This is a genomic window from Comamonas terrigena NBRC 13299 (assembly GCF_006740045.1).
Taxonomy (GTDB): Bacteria; Pseudomonadota; Gammaproteobacteria; order Burkholderiales; family Burkholderiaceae_C; genus Comamonas; species Comamonas terrigena.
Map to the genome: position 1 here is coordinate 1,443,068 of NZ_AP019749.1, position 22,984 is coordinate 1,466,051.

The following is a 22,984-nucleotide window of genomic DNA, read 5'->3' on the forward strand; positions in this document are numbered from 1 at the left end:
TGCGGGTCAGCGCAGCACGGTGGCCGAGGTGATGGTGACCGGCGTGGTGGGCACATTCTGGTGCATGCCACGGGTGCCCGTAATCACCGTGCGGATTTTCTCCACGGTCTCGGTGCCTTCGACCACCTTGCCGAACACGGCATAGCCGTAGCCATCGGGCTTGGGGGCATTGAGCGAGTCGTTGTTGGCGACGTTGATGAAGAACTGCGCCGTGGCCGAGTTGGGGTTGCCGGTACGGGCCATGGCGATGGTGTACTTGTCGTTCTTCAGGCCGTTCTTGGCTTCCAGCGGGATGGGCGCACGCGTGGTTTTCTGCTGCATGTCGGCGGTAAAGCCGCCGCCCTGGATCATGAAGCCGTCGATCACGCGGTGAAAGATGGTGCCGTCGTAGTGCTTGTCGTTCACGTACAGCAGGAAGTTCTCCACTGTCTTGGGGGCGGCGCCGGGGTTCAGTTCCAGCACGATATCGCCCAGGCTGGTAGCCAGCTTGACACGGGGAGGGCCGTTCTGCGCCCAGGTGGGCGCAGCAAAAATGCCCGCTGTCAGTACAGATGCAGCAAGCGTGAGAGCGACTTTTCTACGGGAAAACATGGGAATGCTCCGAAAAGGCAAACAAACGAAAAAAGCAGGGAGTCTGCCAGCAGGGGCACGCAGCGCACGGGGCGCCGGCCAGCCACCGGTGCTGGTGGTGTTCAGTCAGTTGGGGGCGGTTGTCCGCCCGCCAAGGGGTATCACTTGGCTGCGGGCTGCAGCACACCGCCCAGTGTGGACAGTTTGAGCTTGAGAGGGGCGTTGTTGCCGCTCAGTTGCAGCGAACGGGTGTAGGACTGCTGCGCCAGGCGGGTGTAGATATCACCCAGGTTCTCGTGCGCCACCGCATAGTTCGGGTTGTTGCGCACGGCCATCTCCAGCGCGTTGCGGGCCTGGTCCAGGCGGTTCTGGCCGGCATAGATCACAGCCAGGTTGTTATAGGGCTCGGGTAGCTCGGGATATTCCTCGGTCAGCAGCGTGAAGGTGGCGATCGCCTCTTCGGTCTGGCCGGCCGCGACCTGGGCCGTGCCCTTCAGAAAGCGCATCTGCGGATCGCGCTGGTTGCTGGCCAGGTACTGGTCGGCCTTGGCAATGGCGTCGGCGGTCTTGCCGGCGCGCACCAGCTTGGCGACATCGCTGTAGTCGTCAGCCTGGGCCGCGCCGCCTGCCGCCAGCAAGGCGGCCACAGCCAAGGCGCGCAGGGCAGAGGAGGGAGAGCGGCGCATGAACATGGAGTAGGTGCTTTCGAGGAGATGGGGGCACCCCCGCACGGGGGGCTTTATACTGCGACGCATTGTAGCTGAGGGGTGTCGGGCCGCTGTGCGCAGCAAAGGCCGCCAGGGCACCCCTTTTGCGCTGCTGGGAATGTGCGGCCGGACCGTCCTGCCGCTTTCTCCCCTCCCTCTGTGATTGAGACACACCTCCCGATGAGTTTGCGTATCTACAACACGCTGTCGCGTGCACTGCAAGCGTTTTCGCCGATCGAGCCTGGCCATGTCCGCATGTACGTGTGCGGCATGACCGTATACGACCTCTGCCACCTGGGCCATGCGCGCTCCATGGTGGCGTTCGACGTGGTCCAGCGCTGGCTGCGTGCCAGCGGCTACCGCGTGACCTATGTGCGCAACATCACCGACATCGATGACAAGATCATCAAGCGTGCGGTGGAAAACGGCGAAACCATCCGCAGCCTGACGGACCGCATGATCGCGGCCCTGCACCAGGACGCCGATGCGCTGGGCATTGCCCGCCCCGACCACGAACCCCGCGCCACCGACTATGTGCCGCAGATGCTGGGCATGATCGGTACGCTGCAGCAAAAGGGCCTGGCCTACCAGGCCGGCAATGGCGATGTGAACTACGCCGTGCGCAAGTTCCCAGGCTACGGCAAGCTGTCCGGCAAGTCGCTGGACGAGCTGAATGCGGGCGAGCGTGTGGCCGTGCAGGATGGCAAGCACGATCCGCTGGACTTTGTGCTGTGGAAGTCCTCCAAGCCTGAAGAGCCGGCCGATGTGAAATGGCCCAGCCCGTTTGGCGAAGGCCGCCCCGGCTGGCATATCGAATGCTCGGCCATGGGCTGCGCGCTGCTGGGCGAGAGCTTTGACATCCATGGTGGCGGTGCGGACCTGCAGTTCCCCCACCATGAGAACGAGATTGCCCAGAGCGAAGGCGCCACCGGCAAGCCGCTGGCCTCGACCTGGATGCACAACGGCTTCATCAATGTGGACAACGAGAAGATGTCCAAGTCGCTGGGCAATTTCTTCACCATCCGCGATGTGCTCAAGGAATACGACGCCGAAACCGTGCGTTTCTTCGTCGTGCGCAGCCACTACCGCAGCCCGCTGAACTACAGCGATGTGCATCTGGACGATGCCCGCAGCGCCCTCAAGCGCCTGTACACGGCACTGAGTCTGGTGGCTGCGGCGCCGGTGCAGATCGACTGGAGTAACACCCATGCTGCGCGCTTTCAGGCCGCCATGGACGAGGACTTCGGCACCCCCGAAGCGGTGGCCGTGCTGTTCGAGCTGGCCGCCGAGGTCAATCGCAGCAAGTCGCCGGAAGTGGCCGGTCTGCTGAAGGCGCTGGGCGGTGTGCTGGGCCTGCTGCAGGACGATCCGCAGAAATTCCTGCAGGCCGGCACCGAAGGGGTGGACGCGGCCGCCGTTGAGGCGCAGATCGCCGCGCGTGCTGCCGCCAAGGCCGACAAGAACTGGGCCGAGGCCGACCGCATCCGCAAGGCACTGCTGGAGCAGGGCATCGTGCTCAAGGACTCCGCAGCGGGCACCACCTGGGAGGCCGCCCAGTAAGGGCGCAGGACAACTCCCATGGCTCCCTCTCCGAAAGAACTGCCCGTGCCGCCGCAGCATGCTGCGGCCTACTGGGCAGAGGCGTGCAAGCACCTGGTCAAGAAAGACCGGGTGCTGCGCCGCCTGATCCCCCAATACCCCGGTGAAGCGCTGATGGCGCACGGCGACGCGTTCGTGACGCTGGCGCGCTCCATCGTGGGCCAGCAGGTGGCGGCCAAGTCGGCCTCTGCCCAATGGAAAAAACTGCTGGCGCTGCTGCCCGAAGGGCTCACGCCCGCCCAGCTGCTGCGCCTGAAGGTGGACGACATGCGCGTCGCCGGTCTGTCTGCCCGCAAGGTGGACTATCTGGTGGACCTGGCCGTGCACTTCACCGAAGACCGCCTGCATGTGGACGCCTGGGGCGAGATGGATGACGAATCCATCATTGCCGAGCTGACCGCCATCCGTGGCATCGGCCGCTGGACGGCCGAGATGTTCCTGATGTTCTACCTGCTGCGTCCGAATGTGCTGCCGCTGGACGACGCCGGCCTGCTCAAGGGCATCAGCGAGAACTATTTCTCGGGCGAAGCCGTCAGCCGCAGCGATGTCCGTGAAGTCGCTGAGGCCTGGAAACCCTGGTGCAGCGTGGCAACTTGGTATATTTGGCGCTCGCTCGACCCGCAGCCTGTGACCTATTGATACGTTCCATAGGCCCCTTGGCGTGGCCGGGACAAGGAGAATAATTTTGGCGAAAAAGACTTTTCTGGACTTCGAACAGCCCATCGCGGAACTCGAAGCCAAGATCGAAGAGCTGCGTTATGTGCAGACCGAAAGCGCTGTCGATATTTCGGAAGAAATCGACCAGCTGAGCAAGAAGAGCCAGCAGCTCACCAAGGACATCTACAGCGATCTGTCGCCCTGGCAGATCACCAAGATCGCGCGCCATCCGGAGCGGCCTTACACGCTGGACTATGTGCGCGAGTGCTTCACCGACTTTGTCGAGATGCACGGCGACCGCCATTTTTCGGATGACAAGTCCATCATCGGCGGTCTGGCGCGCTTCAATGGCCAGCCGTGCATGGTCATTGGCCACCAGAAGGGCCGTGACACCAAGGAGCGCGCGCTGCGCAACTTCGGCATGACCCGCCCCGAGGGCTACCGCAAGGCCCTGCGTCTGATGAAGACGGCCGAGAAGTTCCACCTGCCGGTGTTCACCTTTGTGGACACGCCCGGTGCCTTCCCCGGCATCGATGCGGAAGAGCGCGGCCAGTCCGAAGCCATCGGCCGCAACATCTTCGAGATGGCCCAGCTGCAGACCCCCATCATCACCACCATCATCGGTGAAGGTGGCTCGGGTGGCGCGCTGGCCATTGCCGTGGCCGACCAGGTGCTGATGCTGCAGTACTCGGTGTACTCCGTGATCAGCCCCGAAGGCTGCGCTTCCATTCTGTGGAAGACCGGCGAAAAGGCGTCGGAAGCCGCCGAAGCCATGGGCATCACCGCCCACCGCCTGAAGGCCCTGGGCCTGGTGGACAAGATCGTGAACGAACCTGTGGGTGGTGGACACCGCGATCCCAAGCAGATGGCATCGTTCCTCAAGCGTGCCCTGGCCGATGCCTGGCGCCAGCTGTCGGACCTGAAGCCCAAGGAGCTGCAGGACCGCCGCTACGAGCGCCTGCAAAGCTATGGTCGCTTCACCGACACCAAGGCCAGCTAAACCGCTGGCACGGCAATGACGGACGGGCACGCTGTGCACACCGCCTTGACCATGGCCCTGCGGGGCCATTTTTCTTGCGCAGAAAAAGCGGCGCCGTGCCCCTGGCGCGATGGACGGGTGGGCCAGGGCGGTCGCAACCCGGTGGTGTGGGTGGCTTGCGAGGGAGGCGGGGTATGACGCAGTCGGTCGACTTTGCCATGGCGGCTTTCGCTCCCGCGCTGCCTCTGGCCGTGGCCTACAGTGGCGGGGCGGATTCCTCTGCGCTGCTGCATGCCTGTGCGCAGCGCTGGCCCGGGCAGGTCTATGCCATCCATGTGCACCATGGCTTGCAGGCTGCGGCCGATGGTTTTGCCGCACATTGCCGCGCCACCTGTGAACGCCTGCAGGTGCCGCTGGCGGTGGTGCAGGTGGATGCGCGCCCTGCGCCGGGGGACAGTCCCGAAGATGCGGCCCGCCGCCGCCGCTATGCCGCACTGACCGAGCATGCGCTGCACGCCTTCGACCGGCCCATGGCCAGCATCGCCCTGGCCCAGCATGCGGATGACCAGGTGGAGACGCTGCTGCTGGCCTTGTCCCGTGGCGCCGGTCTGCCGGGTCTGGCGGCCATGCCCCGGCACTGGCAGCGGGCAGGGCAGGACTGGCACCGGCCGCTGCTGCAGGTGGCCGGGGCCGATGTCCGCCAGTGGCTGACCGACCGGGGCGAGGGCTGGGTGGAAGACCCCAGCAACTCCGATCTGCGCTACACCCGCAACCGGATCCGCCAGCAGCTACTGCCGGTGCTGGAGCAGGTGTTTCCCCAGTTTCGCGACACTTTTGCACGCAGCAGTCAGCACGCGGCCCAGGCCCAGCAGGTGCTGGCGGCCCAGGCGCAGGCTGATCTGCAGACTGTGGGGGTTCCGCCACAGATCAAGGCGGTGCAGGCGTTGCCGCCCGAGCGCCAGGCCCACGTGCTGCGCCAGTGGCTGCTGCAGTTTCACGGCGCCACGCCGTCGGCGGCGCAGCTCCAGGAGCTGCTGCGGCAGATCCGCCATTGCACTACGCGAGGCCACCGCATCCATATCAAGGTGGGATGCGGGTTTGTGGTGAGAGAAGGCGCGCGGCTCGGTTGGTACAATCCCTGAGTTTTGGTCCACTTATCTGAAGTACGAAATCCGGCGGCGCGCCAAAACAGCACACCGTTCATTCAGCGCCGTACCCTGCAGTTTCGTCACCCCTGTTATCCAATGGCACTGATCGTTCATAAATACGGCGGCACCTCGATGGGCTCTCCCGAGCGCATCCGCAACGTCGCCAAGCGCGTGGCCAAGTGGGCTCGGGCCGGCCACCAAATGGTGGTGGTTCCCAGCGCCATGAGTGGCGAAACCAACCGTTTGCTGGGTCTGGCCAGCGAGCTGGCGCCCAACAGCCCCAAGACTTCGTACTACCGTGAGCTGGACATGCTGGCGGCAACTGGTGAGCAGGCCTCCTCGGCACTGCTGGCCATTGCGCTGCAAGCGGAAGGCATGGAGTCGGTCAGCTACGCCGGCTGGCAAGTGCCCGTGCGCACCGACAGCAGCTTCACCAAGGCCCGCATCGAATCCATCGACGACGCCCGCGTGCGCGCCGATCTGGAAGCCGGCCGTGTCGTGATCGTCACCGGTTTCCAGGGGATCGATCCCGACGGCAACATCACCACGCTGGGTCGTGGCGGCTCGGATACCTCGGCTGTGGCCGTGGCGGCTGCCATGAAGGCTGCCGAATGCCTGATCTATACCGATGTGGATGGCGTCTACACCACCGACCCCCGTGTGGTGGCTGCTGCCAAGCGCCTGACCACGGTGAGCTTTGAAGAGATGCTGGAGATGGCCAGCCTGGGCTCCAAGGTGCTGCAGATCCGTTCGGTGGAGTTTGCCGGCAAGTACAAGGTGCCCATGCGCGTGCTCTCGAGCTTCACGCCCTGGGACATCGATCTGGAAGAAGAGGCCAAGTCCGGCACGCTGATTACTTTTGAGGAAGACGAAAAAATGGAAAAGGCCGTCGTATCCGGCATCGCTTTCAACCGCGGCGAAGCCAAGATCTCCGTGCTCGGCGTGCCCGACACCCCCGGCGTGGCGGCTGCCATCCTGGGTCCTGTGGCAGATGCCAACATCGAAGTGGATGTGATCATCCAGAACATCTCCAAGGAAGGTAAGACCGACTTCTCCTTCACCGTCAGCCAGGGCGACTACCAGCGTGCCATGGACCTGCTGCGTGAAAAAGTGGTGCCCGCCCTGGGTGCTGCCGAAGTGGTGGGCAATCCCAACATCGCCAAGGTCAGCATTGTCGGTATCGGCATGCGCAGCCATGTGGGTGTGGCGTCCACCATGTTCCGTGCACTGAGCAAGGAAAACGTGAACATCCAGATGATCTCCACCTCCGAGATCAAGACCTCGGTCGTCATTGACGAGAAGTACCTGGAGCTGGCCGTGCGCGCCCTGCACACGGCCTTCGGTCTGGACAAAAGCGAATAATTTTCGCAACTTCGTCAAAGCGGCCCAAAAAGCTGCTTACAATAGCGTTATTGCGGAAACGTGACCGAGTGGCCGAAGGTGCTCCCCTGCTAAGGGAGTATGGGGTGTAGAGCCTCATCGAGGGTTCGAATCCCTCCGTTTCCGCCAAGATCAAAGAAAAAAGCCTTCCGGCTTTTTTCTTTTTGCAAGCATCTTCTGGATGTTTGCAAAAAGTTAAAAACTTTGATCCGCATAACAAAAGTTGTGCTACACTACGAGGCTTCGCTGATCGCAGCGAACTGAATTCAAAGCAGAGATTCTGGTTTGAGTCGCATCATTAAAAATGTACAGCCGATAAGCGTGGGCGTTTGAAGGCGATTGCCAAATGTTCTTCGGAACTAAACAAACGCTCACAAAAACAGTAATGAGGAAAGAGGAATCTTTCTTGATTCCGTCAAGTGAGTGAGTAGTCGAAAGACTTTAAATTCAAGATCGAACTGTAGAGTTTGATCCTGGCTCAGATTGAACGCTGGCGGCATGCTTTACACATGCAAGTCGAACGGCAGCACGGACTTCGGTCTGGTGGCGAGTGGCGAACGGGTGAGTAATACATCGGAACGTGCCCAGTTGTGGGGGATAACTACTCGAAAGAGTAGCTAATACCGCATGAGAACTGAGGTTGAAAGCAGGGGATCGTAAGACCTTGCGCAACTGGAGCGGCCGATGGCAGATTAGGTAGTTGGTGGGATAAAAGCTTACCAAGCCGACGATCTGTAGCTGGTCTGAGAGGACGACCAGCCACACTGGGACTGAGACACGGCCCAGACTCCTACGGGAGGCAGCAGTGGGGAATTTTGGACAATGGGCGAAAGCCTGATCCAGCAATGCCGCGTGCAGGATGAAGGCCTTCGGGTTGTAAACTGCTTTTGTACGGAACGAAAAGCTTCGGGTTAATACCCTGGAGTCATGACGGTACCGTAAGAATAAGCACCGGCTAACTACGTGCCAGCAGCCGCGGTAATACGTAGGGTGCAAGCGTTAATCGGAATTACTGGGCGTAAAGCGTGCGCAGGCGGTCTTGTAAGACAGAGGTGAAATCCCCGGGCTCAACCTGGGAACTGCCTTTGTGACTGCAAGGCTGGAGTGCGGCAGAGGGGGATGGAATTCCGCGTGTAGCAGTGAAATGCGTAGATATGCGGAGGAACACCGATGGCGAAGGCAATCCCCTGGGCCTGCACTGACGCTCATGCACGAAAGCGTGGGGAGCAAACAGGATTAGATACCCTGGTAGTCCACGCCCTAAACGATGTCAACTGGTTGTTGGGTCTTAACTGACTCAGTAACGAAGCTAACGCGTGAAGTTGACCGCCTGGGGAGTACGGCCGCAAGGTTGAAACTCAAAGGAATTGACGGGGACCCGCACAAGCGGTGGATGATGTGGTTTAATTCGATGCAACGCGAAAAACCTTACCCACCTTTGACATGTACGGAATCCTTTAGAGATAGAGGAGTGCTCGAAAGAGAGCCGTAACACAGGTGCTGCATGGCTGTCGTCAGCTCGTGTCGTGAGATGTTGGGTTAAGTCCCGCAACGAGCGCAACCCTTGCCATTAGTTGCTACGAAAGGGCACTCTAATGGGACTGCCGGTGACAAACCGGAGGAAGGTGGGGATGACGTCAAGTCCTCATGGCCCTTATAGGTGGGGCTACACACGTCATACAATGGCTGGTACAAAGGGTTGCCAACCCGCGAGGGGGAGCTAATCCCATAAAGCCAGTCGTAGTCCGGATCGCAGTCTGCAACTCGACTGCGTGAAGTCGGAATCGCTAGTAATCGTGGATCAGAATGTCACGGTGAATACGTTCCCGGGTCTTGTACACACCGCCCGTCACACCATGGGAGCGGGTCTCGCCAGAAGTAGGTAGCCTAACCGTAAGGAGGGCGCTTACCACGGCGGGGTTCGTGACTGGGGTGAAGTCGTAACAAGGTAGCCGTATCGGAAGGTGCGGCTGGATCACCTCCTTTCTGGAAACAAGCAATCAAGTTTGAACGTCCACACTTATCGGTTGTTGGAACAAGCCAGGTGGCTCGCTGATGAAGCGGGCTGCATGGAATGGGTCTGTAGCTCAGCTGGTTAGAGCACTGTGTTGATAACGCAGGGGTCGTTGGTTCGAGCCCAACTAGACCCACCATTAGGTTCCGATGCCAGTGCAAGAGGATCCCGGGGGATTAGCTCAGCTGGGAGAGCACCTGCTTTGCAAGCAGGGGGTCGTCGGTTCGATCCCGTCATCCTCCACCAATGAAAAAAGATAGCGCCCAAAGGTGCTACAATCATTGGCTCGGCATATGAGAGTTCAATACAAAAGCAGTCTTGCAAAGACTGCTTTTGTATTGATCGATCCGATCAATAGGCTGTTCTTTAAAAATTCATAGAGTCGAAAATCAGCGTTGCTGGTGGAAAGCATGAAAAATGCACCGTGCCACCAGCAACGATTTTGATTGCGTCAACACGAATTCAAACTTTGAATTCAAGTAATGACGAATCATTCTCTAGGCGCAAATCGAAAGATTTGCACCGAAGAATCATTCACATTACGGCATAACGCGTAAGGTGAGAGACCTTACAAGTCTTTGAAAACCGAAATGGCGACCATCTCGCAAGAGAGGTCAAAGTTATAGGGTCAAGTGACTAAGAGCATGTGGTGGATGCCTTGGCGATTACAGGCGACGAAAGACGTGATAGCCTGCGATAAGCTTCGGGGAGCTGGCAAATAAGCTTTGATCCGGAGATTTCTGAATGGGGAAACCCACCTAGCAATAGGTATCGGCAGCTGAATACATAGGCTGTCGAAGCGAACCTGGAGAACTGAAACATCTAAGTACCCAGAGGAAAAGACATCAACCGAGATTCCGATAGTAGTGGCGAGCGAATTCGGAACAGCCTTCTAGTGATAGTCAGACGGTTAACAAAACGGAATGGAAAGTCCGGCCATAGTGGGTGATAGCCCCGTATGTGAAAACCGACTGGTGGTACTGAGCTAGAGAAAAGTAGGGCGGGGCACGAGAAACCCTGTCTGAATATGGGGGGACCATCCTCCAAGGCTAAATACTCGTAATCGACCGATAGTGAACCAGTACCGTGAGGGAAAGGCGAAAAGAACCCCGGGAGGGGAGTGAAATAGATCCTGAAACCGCATGCTTACAAAAAGTCGGAGCCTCGTAAGGGGTGACGGCGTACCTTTTGTATAATGGGTCAGCGACTTACATTCAGTGGCAAGCTTAACCGAGTAGGGGAGGCGTAGAGAAATCGAGTCCGAATAGGGCGTCCAGTCGCTGGGTGTAGACCCGAAACCAAGTGATCTATCCATGGCCAGGATGAAGGTGCCGTAACAGGTACTGGAGGTCCGAACCGACTGATGTTGCAAAATCAGCGGATGAGCTGTGGATAGGGGTGAAAGGCTAAACAAACTTGGAAATAGCTGGTTCTCTCCGAAAACTATTTAGGTAGTGCCTCAAGTATTACCTGCGGGGGTAGAGCACTGTTTAGGCTAGGGGGTCATGGCGACTTACCAAACCTATGCAAACTCCGAATACCGCAGAGTACAGCTTGGGAGACAGAGCACCGGGTGCTAACGTCCGGACTCAAGAGGGAAACAACCCAGACCGCCAGCTAAGGTCCCTAAAATTGGCTAAGTGGGAAACGAAGTGGGAAGGCTAAAACAGTCAGGATGTTGGCTTAGAAGCAGCCATCATTTAAAGAAAGCGTAATAGCTCACTGATCGAGTCGTCCTGCGCGGAAGATGTAACGGGGCTAAGCCAGTTACCGAAGCTGCGGATGTGCAATTTATTGCACGTGGTAGGAGAGCGTTCTGTAAGCCTGTGAAGGTGCCTGGTAACGGGTGCTGGAGGTATCAGAAGTGCGAATGCTGACATGAGTAGCGTTAAAGCGGGTGAAAAGCCCGCTCGCCGTAAGCGCAAGGTTTCCTACGCAACGTTCATCGGCGTAGGGTGAGTCGGCCCCTAAGGCGAGGCAGAGATGCGTAGCTGATGGGAAACAGGTCAATATTCCTGTACCGATCAATAGTGCGATGTGGGGACGGAGAAGGTTAGCTCAGCCAACTGTTGGATATGTTGGTTCAAGCCTGTAGTCGTGGTCCTTAGGCAAATCCGGGGATCTTAGATGAGGGGTGATAACGAGTGTGCTTGCACACGAAGTGAGTGATACCCTGCTTCCAGGAAAAGCCACTAAGCTTCAGCTATTGACGACCGTACCGCAAACCGACACTGGTGCGCGAGATGAGTATTCTAAGGCGCTTGAGAGAACTCAGGAGAAGGAACTCGGCAAATTGATACCGTAACTTCGGGAGAAGGTATGCCCCTAGTAAGTGAAGTTGTACAAATGGAGCTAAACGGGGTTGCAAAAAATCGGTGGCTGCGACTGTTTAATAAAAACACAGCACTCTGCAAACACGAAAGTGGACGTATAGGGTGTGACGCCTGCCCGGTGCTGGAAGATTAAATGATGGGGTGCAAGCTCTTGATTGAAGTCCCAGTAAACGGCGGCCGTAACTATAACGGTCCTAAGGTAGCGAAATTCCTTGTCGGGTAAGTTCCGACCTGCACGAATGGCGTAACGATGGCCACACTGTCTCCTCCTGAGACTCAGCGAAGTTGAAATGTTTGTGATGATGCAATCTCCCCGCGGAAAGACGGAAAGACCCCATGAACCTTTACTGTAGCTTTGTATTGGACTTTGAACGGATCTGTGTAGGATAGGTGGGAGGCTTTGAAGTGTGGTCGCTAGATCACATGGAGCCAACGTTGAAATACCACCCTGGTGCGTTTGAGGTTCTAACCTAGGTCCATTATCTGGATCGGGGACAGTGCATGGTAGGCAGTTTGACTGGGGCGGTCTCCTCCCAAAGCGTAACGGAGGAGTTCGAAGGTACGCTAGTTACGGTCGGACATCGTGACGATAGTGCAATGGCATAAGCGTGCTTAACTGCGAGACTGACAAGTCGAGCAGATGCGAAAGCAGGACATAGTGATCCGGTGGTTCTGTATGGAAGGGCCATCGCTCAACGGATAAAAGGTACTCTGGGGATAACAGGCTGATACCGCCCAAGAGTTCATATCGACGGCGGTGTTTGGCACCTCGATGTCGGCTCATCTCATCCTGGGGCTGTAGTCGGTCCCAAGGGTATGGCTGTTCGCCATTTAAAGAGGTACGTGAGCTGGGTTTAAAACGTCGTGAGACAGTTTGGTCCCTATCTTCCGTGGGCGTTGCAGATTTGAGGAAGCCTGCTCCTAGTACGAGAGGACCGGAGTGGACACACCTCTGGTGTATCGGTTGTCACGCCAGTGGCATTGCCGAGTAGCTACGTGTGGAAGAGATAACCGCTGAAAGCATCTAAGCGGGAAACTCGTTTCAAGATGAGATCTGCCGGGGCCTTGAGCCCCCTGAAGGGTCGTTGTAGACCACGACGTTGATAGGCTGGGTGTGGAAGCGCAGTAATGCGTTAAGCTAACCAGTACTAATTGCCCGAGCGGCTTGACCCTATAACTTTGACTGCCAATAGGTAGTACAAGACTGTTATGCCAAAAGTAGGCGCAATCAAAATACAAGCTGATTTACAGACTCTATGAATTGACTGGGTAGTGCACAGCACTGCCTGGTGACAAGTTATGCCTGATGACCATAGCGATTTGGTACCACTCCTTCCCATCCCGAACAGGACAGTGAAACGAATTTGCGCCGATGATAGTGCGGGTTCCCGTGTGAAAGTAGGTCATCGTCAGGCTCTTACAGCGCAACACCCCCAGCTCTCGCAAGAGGCTGGGGGTTTTGTTTTTGGCGGCTTAGATTGCTCTCCAAAAGCGTAGCGCTTGCGAATTGATGGGCTTGGGTTTCAAATAGAAGTTTATTTGGAAACAATGCCGTGTGTGTTGAGCGTGCTCCGGTTTTTGAATGTTCTGAAATGGATTGCACAGGGCAATCCTGTGAGGTGGTGTTATGCAGTTGCAAGATATTCTGTATTCCCAGGGCTTTGGCATTCGCCGCGTGTGTTCTGGGTTGGTGCAGCAAGGCTGGGTTGAGGTGTGTGTCGATGGCGAGATGCAGCGCGTGACCGACTCCACGCTGGACCTGGATACGGAGGGTTTGAAATTCCGCGTGCAGGGCGTGGACTGGGAATACCATGAAAAAGGCTATGTGCTGCTGTACAAGCCGGCCGGCACGGAATGCTCGCAAAAGCCTTCGGCCCACCCCAGTATCTATACCTTGCTGCCGATGCCGCTGCGCCAGCGACCGAACAAGAATGCGATCCAGGGCCTGCAGGCGGTGGGGCGCCTGGACCAGGATACAACGGGTTTGCTGCTGCTCAGCGATGATGGCCAGTTCATTCACCGCATGAGTTCGCCCAAAAAGCATGTGCCCAAGGTCTACCGGGTGCAGGCCAAACATGCGGTGACGGCGCAGATGGTGGAGCGTCTGCTGGCCGGTGTGGTGCTGGACGATGACCCCAAGCCTGTGCGGGCGGCTGCCTGTGTGCAGGTGGATGAATGCACGCTGGATTTGACGCTGACCGAAGGGAAATACCACCAGGTCAAGCGCATGCTGGCGGCGGTGGGCAACCGTGTGGAAGGCTTGCATCGCTGGAAGATCGGCGGTCTGGAGCTGCCGGCGACGATGGAGCCGGGGCAGTGGCGCTGGTTGACGGCCGCCGACCTGGAGCTGCTGCGCCCTTGAAGATGGCGTACATGGCATGCGAGGCCTGCCATTGGTGACAAAGCCCATTCCTGCTTGGCAGGCAATGGGCTTTTTTCATATGGTTTGCTGGGTGCAGTGCCATTGCGTCACTGCGTGCGCCTGTTGGTGGCAGCGCCGTAACCCTGTCCCTGGGAGGTATCTTTTTTTGTGGGTGGCTTGCTTGGCATCCCGTATGGGCCACTGGGCCGCAGGGGTGGCTGCGGGCAGCAAGTGTAAGTGTGCGGGCAACAAAAAAGGCGATTGCTGAAGCAGCAATCGCCTGATGTGTCTGGTGCCCAGGAGAGGACTCGAACCTCCACGGAGTTACCCGCTAGTACCTGAAACTAGTGCGTCTACCAATTCCGCCACCTGGGCAAAAACAGATTGTGTTGAATGGGTGTGGTAGCACCCGCAATCTATTCTTGGGTGATGTCTGCCAAAAGCAAGCATCGCAAATTTTTGGTGCCCAGGAGAGGACTCGAACCTCCACGGAGTTACCCGCTAGTACCTGAAACTAGTGCGTCTACCAATTCCGCCACCTGGGCAAAAGACAAATTGTGTTGAATAAAGTGTGGTAGCACCTCACAATTTGCTTTTGGTGATGTCTGCTGAACAAGCAAGCATCGCAAATTTTGGTGCCCAGGAGAGGACTCGAACCTCCACGGAGTTACCCGCTAGTACCTGAAACTAGTGCGTCTACCAATTCCGCCACCTGGGCTTGCATCTGTCAAAGACAGATCCATTTTTTCCTAAAGCGTCTCCGCCTTTATGCAAAACATGCTCACTGTGGTAGCAATGAACCTTGTTTTTACGAAAACCACAGCTGGTTGTCGTTAAACTTGGTGCCCAGGAGAGGACTCGAACCTCCACGGAGTTACCCGCTAGTACCTGAAACTAGTGCGTCTACCAATTCCGCCACCTGGGCGCCTCAGGAAAGATTTAGATTGTATAGTAAAAAAATGAACCTCCGCACAAAGACAGCCAACTTGTCCAAAGAAATTGAAGGTACCGTGCAGGGGCACCGCGATGGCCATGGCTTTGTCCTGCGCGACGACGGCGAAGGTGACATCTTTCTTCCTCCCAATGAGATGCGTGCGGTGCTGCACAAGGACCAGGTGCGGGTGCGCATCGTGGGCCAGGATCGCCGTGGCCGGCCCGAAGGCCATGTGCTGGAGATCGTCGAGCGTCCTACCAAGACCCTGATCGGCCGGCTGCTGCAGGAAAGCGGCGTGTGGCTGGTGGCGCCGGAAGACAAGCGCTATGGCCAGGATGTGCTGGTGCCGGGCACCGGCATCGGCACGGCCAAGGCTGGCCAGGTGGTGGTGGTGGAACTGACAGAGGCCCCTGCCTTGTTTGGCCAGCCGGTGGGTCGGGTGATTGAAGTGCTGGGCGAAGTGGATGACCCAGGCATGGAAATCGAGATCGCCGTGCGCAAGTATGGCGTGCCCCATATCTTCAGTGATGCCTGTCTGGCCGAAGCCAAGGCGCTCCCCGACAAGGTGCGTGCGGTGGACCGCAAGAACCGCGTGGATCTGCGCGATGTGCCCCTGGTCACCATCGACGGCGAAGACGCCCGGGACTTTGACGATGCCGTGTACTGCGAGCCCGCCAAGGTGGGGCGCAGCAAGGGCTGGCGCCTGCTGGTGGCGATTGCCGATGTGAGCCACTATGTGCAGAACGGCAATGCCATCGATATCGATGCCTACGAGCGCGCCACCAGTGTGTACTTTCCGCGCCGCGTGATCCCCATGCTGCCGGAAAAGCTGAGCAACGGTCTGTGTTCGCTCAACCCCGCCGTGGACCGCCTGTGCATGGTCTGCGACATGCTGGTCAACAACAAGGGCGAGGTGCAGGCCTACCAGTTCTACCCGGCGGTGATGCACAGCCATGCACGCTTCACCTATACCGAGGTGGCGGCCATTCTGTCCAATACCCGTGGGCCGGAAGCCGCGCAGCGCAAGGAGCGCGTGCAAGACCTGCTGAACCTGCACGATGTGTACCGTGCCCTGCTGCAGGCGCGCCAGGCGCGCGGCGCAGTGGACTTTGATACGGTGGAGACGCAGATCGTCTGCGACGACAACGGCCGGATTGAGAAAATCATCCCCCGCACCCGCAACGATGCCCACCGTCTGATCGAAGAAGCCATGCTGGCCGCCAACGTGTGCTCGGCCGATTTCATCGAAGAGAACGGCCAGAACGGCCTGTTCCGTGTGCACGACCGTCCTTCGGCCGAAAAGATAGACATCCTGCGTGGCTATCTGAAGGCGCTGGGTGTGGGCATGTCGGTCAGCGACACACCGCACCCGCGTGAATTCCAGGCCATTGCCGATGCCACCAAGGACCGTCCGGATTCGCAGCAGATTCACACCATGCTGCTGCGCTCCATGATGCAGGCCTTCTACACGCCCGAGAACAATGGCCACTTCGGTCTGGCGTTCGAGGCCTACACCCATTTCACCAGCCCCATCCGCCGCTACCCCGACTTGCTGGTGCACCGTGTCATCAAGTCCATCCTGGCCGGTTCGCACTACCGCCTGCCCACCTTGCCAACGCCGGGAGAGGCCCAGGCCAAGCTGGCCAAGCGTCTGGCGTCGCGCGTGACCGAGCCGCAGCAAAAGCCCCGCAGCCGTGCGGCCCAGGCCGAGCTGCAAGGCTGGGAGGCCGCCGGCCTGCACTGCAGCGCCAACGAGCGGCGCGCCGACGAGGCCAGCCGGGACGTGGAAGCCTGGCTCAAGTGCAAATACATGCGCGACCATCTGGGCGAGGAGTTTGCCGGTACGGTGTCCTCGGTCACCACCTTCGGCATCTTTGTCACGCTGGATGCCATGTATGTGGAAGGTCTGGTGCACATCACCGAGCTGGGCGGTGATTACTTCCGCTTTGATGAGCACCGCCAGGAGCTGCGCGGCGAACGCACCGGCATCCGCTACACCATCGGCACCCGCATGCGGGTGCAGGTGAGCCGTGTGGACCTGGATGGCCGCAAGATCGACTTCCGCATCGTGCACGATGAGGAAGAAATGGCTTTGCGCAATGCCACCCGCAGCCGTGCCGGCAAGCGTGCCCGCCGTGAAGCGGCCAGCGATGACGGCAGTGAGGAGGCTGCAGCGCCTGCCCGCGCTCCGGTGGAAGCCGTGGACAGCTGGAACCAGGGCAAGCCCGGCCGCTCCGGTTCCGGCAAGCCTGCGCGACGCGATAACCGCAATGCCCACCAGGCGCCGCGTGAAGCGGCGGCGCCCGATATGCAGGATCTGCGTGCATCGGTGCAGCAGGCTGCCGTGGCCAAGCAGGGCAAGGCCGCTGCCAAGACCGCCAAAAACTCCAGGGCCGGCAAGCGCAAGCCCCGAACGGGCCGCTGAGACGGTTGAGCGAGGGCCGCTTCGGCGGCCTGCACCAGGGATTCACCAGCGGAATGCGGTGGATCCCTTTTTTTATGCGCCGCCGCTCGCCCAGGTTGGATGGAGTGTGCGGAGTCTGGCTGCCAAGCTGGCCTGTTGCCTGCTACTCACCCGTTCTGGTGCGCGCGCAGTGCGGGTCTTCCCAGTTGCCCGGTGGGAAGGTTGGAGCGTTTGGCACCTGGTCAGCCTGTGACCCCAACTGTTTCAGCCCTGGGAGGCGTGGGCGTATGCACCGATGTGGCGCTTTTTTCTGCCTCAGGAGCGATGATCGGTTCTGGCGCCAAGGCAAAAAATCGTTCGGGCGGCAGCGTCAGCGCTGTGGGATGGCGCAGCGCCAGTGCTGGGCGGCCGTAGCATCCACGGCAGGTATGGAAGCACCAGGGCGCACCATAGAGTCTCTGGCGGCGGCTGCGGCCGCATCTGCTGCCAGCTTGTTCGCCGGCAGCGTGCATGCGAGGTGGCGCAGTGGCCTGCAGTTTCAGCTGCAGCGCGCCAGTGCGCCGGCCGTCAGCGCCTGACCGGCAGGCCACTGCTCGGCCAGATGACCATGGCGCCACACGGCCCATTGCGCGGCGGTGTGGGGTGGCAGGCCCTGGGCCCAGGCAGCGCCCACCATGCCGGCCAGCACGTCGCCGGTGCCGGCCGTGGCCAGCAGTGCATTGCCGCTGCCATTGATGCACGGCAGCTGGTGGGGGCTGGCAATGATGCTGCCCGAGCCTTTGAGCACCACGGTGCTGGATGTCTGCTGCGACAACTGGTGTGCGGCCTGCAGGCGGTCGGCCTGCACGGCGGTGGTGTCGCTGCCCAGCAGGCGTGCGGCTTCCAGCGGGTGGGGGGTGAGGATGGTGTGCAGGCCGATGTGGGCGCGGCTGGCCAGCAAGTGCTGCAAGGCGCTGTCGGTGGCGATGGCGTTGAGGGCATCGGCATCCAGCACCAGGCGGTGGGCTTGCTCCAGCGCCTGGGGCAGCACGGCGGCAACGGCCTGGCCGCCGCCGCAGCCGCACACCACCACGCCCTGGTCCCAGTGCAGGGCGCTGACCTGGCGCAGCATCAGCTCGGGCTGCTGGGGCAGCAACTGGCAGGCGCCTTCGTCCAGCAAAGCCAGCATCACGCGGCCGGCACCATGGTGCAGCGCCGCGGTGGCCGCCAGTACGGCGGCGCCCCCCATGCCCATACCGCGCAGGTACAGGCCTTCGCCGCCGATCACGGCCACATCGCCATAGCTGCCCTTGTGGCTGGCGTGGGCACGGCTGCGCAGTGCCATGGCGCCGCCCAGCTGGGCACAGGGGCGGTGGTCGGGGTGCTGGTTCAGGTCGACGCCCAGGTCATCCCACCAGACCTCGCCCGCCGCATCCCGGCCGGCGCCGGTGAAGAGGCCGGGTTTCAGCGTCAGAAAGCTCAGCGTGTGGCGCGGGCTGCGCGGGGCGCGCTCGAAGGCCATGCCCGGCAGATACTGGCCGGTGTCGGCCTGCAGGCCCGTAGGCAGGTCGGCGCACAATACCGGTGCCGGACACAGGTGCAGCCATTGCAGCAATTGCACCAGCGGGTCGTTCGGGGGAAGCTGGCGTGTGCTGGCGCCAATGCCCAGCAGTGCGTCCACCGCCAGGTCCTGGGCGTCCAGGGCCGGTGGCGCACTGTCCAGAAAGCGCACGCCGGCCTTCTGGGCGGCCAGCCATGCGGCGTGGGTGTCGCTGCTGCAGCGCTGCGGATCCCCCAGCCAGTGCACGCTGGTGGCGTAACCTGCAGCCTGGAAGGCGGCGGCCGCCTGCAGCCCGTCTCCGCCGTTGTTGCCTGCGCCGCAGGCCAGCCAGACCTGGCGGGCGTGGGGGGCAATGGCCCGGCCCAGCTGGGCCAGTGCCGCACCTGCGCGCTGCATCAGGCTGGGGCTGGGGGCGGCATCCAGTGCGTGGGCTTCAATCAGGCGGGTGGTGGCCGTGTCATACAGCGGTTGACCGCCGGCAGCGCGTTGCAGGCGGCGTACTGCCGGGGGGAGGGCGGTGAGGGAGCGCATACCCCGCAGTGTGCACCCGATGGGTGCCGGGGCTGGTGTGGGCTGTGGCAGATCGCCAACGGCCGCGCAAGCACGCCGCGTGGCGGCGCTGACCGCAGAGGTGCGGCGCGGAGCGTCGGCTGAAAAGGGAGGCTTGTAGGGGCGGTCCATCCCTTCTGGGGTGGACCGCGTCACCGCTTCAGCTGGAAAAACGCATCGGTGACAAGGCCTGGACTTCCTGTGGCACGGCGCGTCCGGCAATCTGGTCGGCCAGGATGCGGGCGCAGCCATTGGCCAGCGATGCGCCGTGGGCGCCATGGGCCAGGTTGAGCCAGATCTGCGGTTGCGAGCCCCGGCCCAGCAGTGGCGCACCGTCCGGCATGACGCCGCGGGTGCCGCGCCAGATCTGCACCTGGGGCGAGGACAGCTGGGCTGCGCCGGGGTACCAGTCGTTCAGCGCTTCGTACATCCGTGTCAGCGTGGCCTGGTTATGGGCTTCGGGCGCGGTGCCCAGCTCGGCACCTCCGCTGATGCGGATGCGCTGGCCGATGCGGCTGATCACCAGTTGCTGGCCCCAGTCCAGCGCCGCCGCGCGGGGCGCATGTGTGGGCTCGCGCAGCGGTGCGCTGATGGAGTAGCCGTGCAGCGGCATCATGGGCAGGCGCAGGCCGCTGGCGGCCAGCAGATCGGGGTTGGCGCCCGTGCACAGCACCACGGCATCGTGCAGGTGGGCGGCGTTGTCGCCTTCCTGCAGCAGGTGCACCTGCTTGCCCACACTTTGCACGCTGCGGATGGTGGTGTGCGGCTGCAGGCGCACACCGCTGTGCATGGCCAGCTGGCGCAGCTGCTGCGTCCACTGGCGGCAGTTGATGGTCTCGCCTTCGCTCAGTTGCAGGGCGCCGGCCAGCGTGGCCTCGGGGGACAGGCCGGGTTCCGCGGCACGGGCGGCGGCGGCGTCCAGCAACTGGGCGGATACATCCATCTCGGCCAGTGCGGCCAGCAGCGGTTGCATGGCCTGCACTTCCTTGGCGCTGCGCAGCAGCACCAGGTGGCTCTGGTGGGATTCTGTGCTCAGTTCATGGGCGGCCGAGATTTCGTGGCGCAGCTGCTGGCTGAAGGCGCTGAGCTGTTCCAGCGCACTGGCGGTGGTGGTGAGCAGGCCGGTCTTGTGGGCACTGCGCTCGGCCGTCTTCCAGCGGCGCAGCCAGCGCCAGTTCTGTCCCAGCCAGGGGCCGGCAGCCTGTACCAGTGTCTGGCCGGTGCCGCCCGGGGTCCAGCCGGGGGTGGACCAGGGTTGCAGCAGGGTGGGGGACAGCCAGCCCGCATTGGCAAAGCTGGCACCTTCGGCAGCAGCATTGTGTTGTTCATAGACCGTCACCGTATGGCCGTCCTGGGCCAGTTCGTAAGCGGTCGCAATGCCGGCAATGCCGGCACCGACTATGGCGATGTCCATGGAAAGGGGGTGGTGCCGGGCGGCCCAGGCCGCCGGCAACATGTATCAATACGAAAGAAGCACGGATTCTGCCTGCAAAGCCAGGTCCAGGATTGCATCATCGTGCATGGCACTGTGCCAAAGCATGACGCCCATAGGCAATTCCCCTGGCATGTGGCAGGGCAGGCTGATGGCGCAGCCATCCAGCTGATTGACCACGCTGGTGTTGCGCAGCAGCAGCATATTGGTGCGGGTGAACGCGGCGTCGCGCTGGGCATCGCGTGCGGCATCCTGTCCATCGGCCGGAGCCACATCTGCAATCAGCGGAGCGGTGATGGGCACGGTGGGCGAGACCAGGGCATCAAAGCCCTGGAGCGTGGCGTCCATGCGCTGCTGCCAGTCGCGGCGTAAATGCAACAGGTCGATGTAGTCGGCCGCGCTGAGCAGCGCGCCCTTTTCAATACGGCTGCGCACACGGGGGTCGTACAGATCGGCCTGGCCGGCCAGCAGGTGGCGGTGCCAGGCATGGCTTTCCGCTGCGGTCAGGCCACCGGCTGCGTTGATGGCCGCCAGCTCGGCGGTCTCGGGCAGGCTGATTTCCACCAGCTCGGCGCCGGCGTCACGCAGGCGCTGCAGGCTGCGGGCAAAGGCGGTGGCGACAGCGGGCTCCAGCTCATTCAGGAACACCGTGGCGGGTACGGCCAGGCGGCTGCCGCGCAGGCTGCGCCGGCCGGTGTGCACCGGCTGTGCGGTCAGTATCTGGTGGGCGAGCACGGCGTCGCGCACGCTGCGGGTCAGGGCGCAGGCCGTGTCCAGCGAGGGGGCCAGCGGCACCGTGCCATCGAGCAGGGAGAGGCGGGCTGTGGGTTTGAACCCCACCAGGCCGTTGAGGGCGGCGGGGATGCGGATGGAGCCGCCGGTGTCTGACCCCAGAGCCAGCCAGGCGGCGCCGGTGGCGACCGAGACCCCTGCGCCGGAGGATGAGCCGCCCGGAATGCGTGCTGCATAGCCTGGAGTGGAGTCGCCATACAGGGCATCCACTGCCGCCGGGGTGCCGAAATGCGGGTTGACGCCCACGCCTGCGTAGGCAAATTCCACCATGTGGGTGCGACCGATGATGCTGGCGCCGGCGCGGCGCAGGCGGGCCACGGCACCGCTGTCCTGGTGGGCGGCGGGCGCGTGGGCCAGCACGCGGGAGCTGGCGGTGCTGGTGCAGCCCTGCATATCAAACAGGTCCTTGACCGAGACCGCCAAGCCTGCCAGCGGCAGTGCGGGGTCGGCTGCGGCCGCGGTGGCGCGCGCGCTGTCGAACAGCGTCTGCGCAAACACATGCTGGCAGGCAGTGGATTGGGCGGCGGCGATGGATTTTTCCAGCTCCCGGGAGGCGGTGGAGCGGCCTTCGCGCAGCAAAGCACGTGTGGCAAGGAGGTCAGGCTTCATGGGCTGTGCTAAAATCTTTCGGCTTTGCGCAATGCAACCCGGCTTGCTTTCAGATTTTGAAGGAGGGCTGTGGGGTGCAGGGATGCAAAGCAAATCGCAAACCAGTCTCTTCAAGGTGTTGCGGTCACGCAGTGGCTGCAATGGTTGGGCTGGATTTTAGACACAACCTTTGAGGTAATTTTCATGGCAGTAACAATGCGCGAGATGCTGGAAGCTGGCGTCCACTTTGGTCACCAAACCCGCTTCTGGAACCCCAAGATGGCTCCGTTCATCTTCGGTCACCGCAACAAGATCCACATCATCAACCTGGAAAAGTCGCTGCCGATGTTCCAGGATGCCCAGAAGTTCGCCAAGCAACTGGCTTCGAACGGTGGCACCGTGCTGATGGTGGGTACCAAGCGCCAAGCCCGTGAGCTGGTGGCTGCAGAAGCCCAGCGCGCTGGCGTGCCTTTCGTGGATCAACGCTGGTTGGGCGGCATGCTGACCAACTTCAAGACGGTCAAGACCTCCATCAAGCGTCTGAAGGACATGAAGGCTCAGCAAGAAGCTGGTCTGGAATCCATGTCCAAGAAGGAACAGCTGATGTTCGTGCGCGAACTGGAAAAGCTGGAAAAGGACATCGGCGGTATCCAGGACATGAACACCCTGCCCGATGCCATCTTCGTGATCGACGTGGGCTACCACAAGATTGCCATTTCCGAAGCCAAGAAGCTGGGCATTCCTCTGATCGGCGTGGTGGACTCCAACCACAACCCCGAAGGTATCGACTACGTGATCCCCGGTAACGACGACTCGGCCAAGGCCGTGGAACTGTACGCCCGTGGCATCGCCGACGCGATCCTGGAAGGCCGTGAAGCCCGTCTGAACGACGTGGCCAAGGCTGCTGCTGGCGAAGGCTCCGACGAATTCGTGGAAGTGGAAAACACCGCTGCCTAATTCCCGGCTGCGCGATACGTCGCGATAAAAAAGCGGGGC

Annotated in this window: 13 protein-coding genes, 7 tRNA genes and 3 rRNA genes; 14 read left to right on the forward strand and 9 right to left on the reverse strand. The window is 61.0% G+C overall.

The genetic code is table 11. The features are described 5' to 3' along the window. Nucleotides 1-6: 6 nt before the first annotated feature. A complete protein-coding gene (locus tag CT3_RS06635; protein WP_066538949.1) occupies nt 7-591 on the reverse strand; it encodes a peptidylprolyl isomerase in 585 nt (194 codons plus the stop codon). A gap of 140 nt (nt 592-731) precedes the next feature. Continuing rightward, entirely contained in the window at nt 732-1,256 is a 525-nt protein-coding gene (locus CT3_RS06640; RefSeq protein WP_306304386.1) for a tetratricopeptide repeat protein, read from the reverse strand. 201 nt (nt 1,257-1,457) lie between these two features. On the opposite strand from CT3_RS06640, the gene cysS reads away from it, so the two are divergent. The 12 genes from cysS to CT3_RS06700 all read left to right on the forward strand — a co-directional run bounded on the left by cysS (nt 1,458) and on the right by CT3_RS06700 (nt 13,749). Further along, entirely contained in the window at nt 1,458-2,837 is a 1,380-nt protein-coding gene (gene cysS, locus CT3_RS06645) for a cysteine--tRNA ligase (RefSeq protein WP_066538944.1), read from the forward strand. A gap of 18 nt (nt 2,838-2,855) precedes the next feature. Then, entirely contained in the window at nt 2,856-3,515 is a 660-nt protein-coding gene (locus CT3_RS06650) for a DNA-3-methyladenine glycosylase family protein (protein WP_066538943.1), read from the forward strand. A 46-nt stretch (nt 3,516-3,561) separates the two neighbouring features. Next, nucleotides 3,562-4,533: an acetyl-CoA carboxylase carboxyltransferase subunit alpha gene (locus CT3_RS06655; protein WP_066538942.1), complete on the forward strand. Its 972-nt coding sequence runs from the start codon at nt 3,562-3,564 to the stop codon at nt 4,531-4,533. Nucleotides 4,534-4,706: 173 nt separating this feature from the next. Beyond that, the gene (gene tilS / locus CT3_RS06660) at nt 4,707-5,654 is read left to right on the forward strand and encodes a tRNA lysidine(34) synthetase TilS (protein ID WP_066538940.1); all 948 of its coding nucleotides are present in this window, start codon (nt 4,707-4,709) and stop codon (nt 5,652-5,654) included. Between the two features lie 102 nt (nt 5,655-5,756). Then, nucleotides 5,757-7,022: an aspartate kinase gene (locus CT3_RS06665; RefSeq protein WP_066538935.1), complete on the forward strand. Its 1,266-nt coding sequence runs from the start codon at nt 5,757-5,759 to the stop codon at nt 7,020-7,022. 54 nt (nt 7,023-7,076) lie between these two features. Continuing rightward, nucleotides 7,077-7,169, forward strand: a tRNA-Ser gene (locus CT3_RS06670). 326 nt (nt 7,170-7,495) lie between these two features. After that, nucleotides 7,496-9,026: ribosomal RNA gene (locus tag CT3_RS06675) — 16S ribosomal RNA — on the forward strand. 90 nt (nt 9,027-9,116) lie between these two features. Further along, a tRNA-Ile gene (locus CT3_RS06680) sits at nt 9,117-9,193 on the forward strand. Between the two features lie 31 nt (nt 9,194-9,224). Beyond that, a tRNA-Ala gene (locus CT3_RS06685) sits at nt 9,225-9,300 on the forward strand. A 380-nt stretch (nt 9,301-9,680) separates the two neighbouring features. After that, nucleotides 9,681-12,560, forward strand: a 23S ribosomal RNA gene (locus CT3_RS06690). Nucleotides 12,561-12,689: 129 nt separating this feature from the next. Further along, a 5S ribosomal RNA gene (gene rrf, locus CT3_RS06695) occupies nt 12,690-12,802 on the forward strand. The 16S, 23S and 5S rRNA genes sit together here with 3 tRNA genes alongside, the layout of an rRNA operon. Before the next feature lie 212 nt (nt 12,803-13,014). After that, complete coding sequence (locus CT3_RS06700) at nt 13,015-13,749, forward strand: 16S rRNA pseudouridine(516) synthase (protein WP_066536288.1); 735 nt, start codon at nt 13,015-13,017, stop codon at nt 13,747-13,749. Nucleotides 13,750-14,039: 290 nt separating this feature from the next. Here the strand turns inward: CT3_RS06700 and CT3_RS06705 are convergent. The 4 genes from CT3_RS06705 to CT3_RS06720 all read right to left on the reverse strand — a co-directional run bounded on the left by CT3_RS06705 (nt 14,040) and on the right by CT3_RS06720 (nt 14,674). After that, nucleotides 14,040-14,124 (reverse strand) — tRNA-Leu (locus CT3_RS06705). 85 nt (nt 14,125-14,209) lie between these two features. Further along, nucleotides 14,210-14,294: transfer RNA gene (locus CT3_RS06710), tRNA-Leu, on the reverse strand. 88 nt (nt 14,295-14,382) lie between these two features. Continuing rightward, nucleotides 14,383-14,467 (reverse strand) — tRNA-Leu (locus tag CT3_RS06715). Between the two features lie 122 nt (nt 14,468-14,589). Continuing rightward, nucleotides 14,590-14,674 (reverse strand) — tRNA-Leu (locus CT3_RS06720). A 34-nt stretch (nt 14,675-14,708) separates the two neighbouring features. Between CT3_RS06720 and rnr the strand changes: the two genes are divergently transcribed. Continuing rightward, nucleotides 14,709-17,108: a ribonuclease R gene (gene rnr, locus CT3_RS06725; RefSeq protein ID WP_066536286.1), complete on the forward strand. Its 2,400-nt coding sequence runs from the start codon at nt 14,709-14,711 to the stop codon at nt 17,106-17,108. A gap of 517 nt (nt 17,109-17,625) precedes the next feature. Here the strand turns inward: rnr and CT3_RS06730 are convergent. The 3 genes from CT3_RS06730 to CT3_RS06740 all read right to left on the reverse strand — a co-directional run bounded on the left by CT3_RS06730 (nt 17,626) and on the right by CT3_RS06740 (nt 22,009). Next, nucleotides 17,626-19,158, reverse strand: coding sequence for an NAD(P)H-hydrate dehydratase (locus CT3_RS06730; protein WP_083520422.1), 1,533 nt, complete (start codon nt 19,156-19,158; stop codon nt 17,626-17,628). Nucleotides 19,159-19,336: 178 nt separating this feature from the next. Beyond that, entirely contained in the window at nt 19,337-20,590 is a 1,254-nt protein-coding gene (locus tag CT3_RS06735; protein ID WP_083520423.1) for an FAD-dependent oxidoreductase, read from the reverse strand. A gap of 45 nt (nt 20,591-20,635) precedes the next feature. Then, nucleotides 20,636-22,009 (reverse strand): amidase, encoded by a 1,374-nt coding sequence (locus CT3_RS06740; protein WP_066536282.1) that lies wholly within the window; start codon nt 22,007-22,009, stop codon nt 20,636-20,638. Nucleotides 22,010-22,192: 183 nt separating this feature from the next. Between CT3_RS06740 and rpsB the strand changes: the two genes are divergently transcribed. After that, nucleotides 22,193-22,945, forward strand: coding sequence for a 30S ribosomal protein S2 (gene rpsB / locus CT3_RS06745; protein ID WP_066536279.1), 753 nt, complete (start codon nt 22,193-22,195; stop codon nt 22,943-22,945). Nucleotides 22,946-22,984 lie beyond the last annotated feature (39 nt).

Excerpts from the sequence above, each read along its gene's own strand:
- rnr (WP_066536286.1), top strand. The coding sequence starts at position 14,709 with ATGAACCTCCGCACAAAGACAGCCAACTTGTCCAAAGAAATTGAAGGT.
- CT3_RS06640 (WP_306304386.1), bottom strand. The coding sequence starts at position 1,256 with ATGCGCCGCTCTCCCTCCTCTGCCCTGCGCGCCTTGGCTGTGGCCGCC.
- tilS (WP_066538940.1), top strand. The coding sequence starts at position 4,707 with ATGACGCAGTCGGTCGACTTTGCCATGGCGGCTTTCGCTCCCGCGCTG.
- rpsB (WP_066536279.1), top strand. The coding sequence starts at position 22,193 with ATGGCAGTAACAATGCGCGAGATGCTGGAAGCTGGCGTCCACTTTGGT.
- CT3_RS06650 (WP_066538943.1), top strand. The coding sequence starts at position 2,856 with ATGGCTCCCTCTCCGAAAGAACTGCCCGTGCCGCCGCAGCATGCTGCG.
- CT3_RS06700 (WP_066536288.1), top strand. The coding sequence starts at position 13,015 with ATGCAGTTGCAAGATATTCTGTATTCCCAGGGCTTTGGCATTCGCCGC.
- CT3_RS06735 (WP_083520423.1), bottom strand. The coding sequence starts at position 20,590 with ATGGACATCGCCATAGTCGGTGCCGGCATTGCCGGCATTGCGACCGCT.
- cysS (WP_066538944.1), top strand. The coding sequence starts at position 1,458 with ATGAGTTTGCGTATCTACAACACGCTGTCGCGTGCACTGCAAGCGTTT.
- CT3_RS06635 (WP_066538949.1), bottom strand. The coding sequence starts at position 591 with ATGTTTTCCCGTAGAAAAGTCGCTCTCACGCTTGCTGCATCTGTACTG.
- CT3_RS06740 (WP_066536282.1), bottom strand. The coding sequence starts at position 22,009 with ATGAAGCCTGACCTCCTTGCCACACGTGCTTTGCTGCGCGAAGGCCGC.
- CT3_RS06665 (WP_066538935.1), top strand. The coding sequence starts at position 5,757 with ATGGCACTGATCGTTCATAAATACGGCGGCACCTCGATGGGCTCTCCC.
- CT3_RS06730 (WP_083520422.1), bottom strand. The coding sequence starts at position 19,158 with ATGCGCTCCCTCACCGCCCTCCCCCCGGCAGTACGCCGCCTGCAACGC.